We start from the raw sequence: 1,364 nt of genomic DNA on the forward strand, positions 1-1,364 counted from the left end.
CGCTCAGCCCGACAGGCACCGCCCGTCGGGCAGTCGTCCCGCCACGGAGCTGCCGGCCTGGTCCCGGGGTATGAGCCGCACGTAGCCGACCAGGCAGACGTGCCGGTCGATCTCGACGGCGTAGAGCACGCTGCCGGTCGGCGCCGGGTCGTCGGGGCGGGCGAACCGCGCCGTCGCCCGGTAGCCCTCGCGGGCGACGTCGTCGACGAGCTGCACGGCGTAAGGGGTGGCCGCGGACCGCCCGCACGCCTCGCTCCCCGGGACGGCGCAGGAGCCGACCGACAGGACGGCCCACTCGACCTCGGCGACCGCCTCCCGCGCCCCGGCGCGCTGCTGCTCGGTGAGCGGGGCCCGCCGGTCCAGGTCGGCCACGAGCCGGCCGCAGTGCTCGCCGGCGGAGAGGTCGCTCCCGGTGAAGATGCAGGTCGCCATGTTCGCGGGCGTCGTGGGGGCGGCGTCGCCGGGTTCGGGCGCCGCCGACCCGCCCGCGGCCAGGACGGCCACGGCGATGAGGCCGGCGACCGCCGCGTTCGGCAGGTCCCGGCTCCGAGCGCTCCCCCCGGTGGCGTCCCCGACGCCGTCCTCGCCCACGGTGACGAGCTTAGGGGGCCGGTCCGACAACGGCCGGAACGCCGGTGGCCGGGCCCGATCACCCCTGCCACCGGCGTTCCTCCAGCCGCTCCGCGTGGCCCCGACCAGGCACCGGCGTACCCCCCGATCGCCCTGCGTGGCCCCGACCACGCACCGGCACACCCCCGACCGCCCCGCGTGGCCCCGACCACGCACCGGCGACGTTCCGTCCCCTGCGCCTCCCTCCCGTCACCCGACGAGGCGAACCGCCGGTCGGACCAGGGCGCGGACCGCGGCCGCCACGCGCGCACCGGCTCCCCCGTCGCCGAACGGCGAGGGCAGGTCGGCCAGGCGGGCGCGGTGGTCGTCGTCGGCCAGCAGGTCCAGGGCGATCTCGGCGATCTCGTCGTGCGGGCCGACCGCCCGGCCGAAGTCCTCCAGCACCTCCGGGCGCTCCGTCGACCGCCGCACCACCAGCACCGGCCGCTTCAGCACCGTCGCCTCCTCCTGCACCGACCCCGAATCGGTGACCAGCAGCCCGGCGTGCGCGGCCAGCGCCAGGAACTCCGAGTGCCACAGCCGGTCCACCACCCGCAGGCCCATCCCGGACGACGGCACGCCGGCGCGCTCCATCGCCGCCCTCGTCCACGGGTCCACGGGCAGCACGACCGGGTGACCGGCGTCGACCAGTCCCGCCAACTGGTTCACGATCCCGAACAGCGCCTCCTCGTCGTCGAGGTTCTCCGGGTGGCCGATGGTGGCCAGCGCGTACCGGTCCGGCTCCAGTCCCCCTG

Annotated in this window: 2 protein-coding genes; both read right to left on the reverse strand. The window is 77.1% G+C overall.

The genetic code is table 11. From position 1 onward, the window contains the following. Positions 1–3: 3 nt before the first annotated feature. Complete coding sequence (locus tag ACFV4N_RS43795) at positions 4–591, reverse strand: hypothetical protein (protein ID WP_499678611.1); 588 nt, start codon at positions 589–591, stop codon at positions 4–6. A gap of 228 nt (positions 592–819) precedes the next feature. Further along, positions 820–1,364 (reverse strand): UDP-N-acetylglucosamine 2-epimerase (locus ACFV4N_RS43800; protein ID WP_499678612.1); only part of this gene is annotated, 545 nt, incomplete at its 5' end.

It is taken from the genome of Actinosynnema sp. NPDC059797 (genome assembly GCF_042732085.1).
Taxonomy (GTDB): Bacteria; Actinomycetota; Actinomycetes; order Mycobacteriales; family Pseudonocardiaceae; genus Actinosynnema.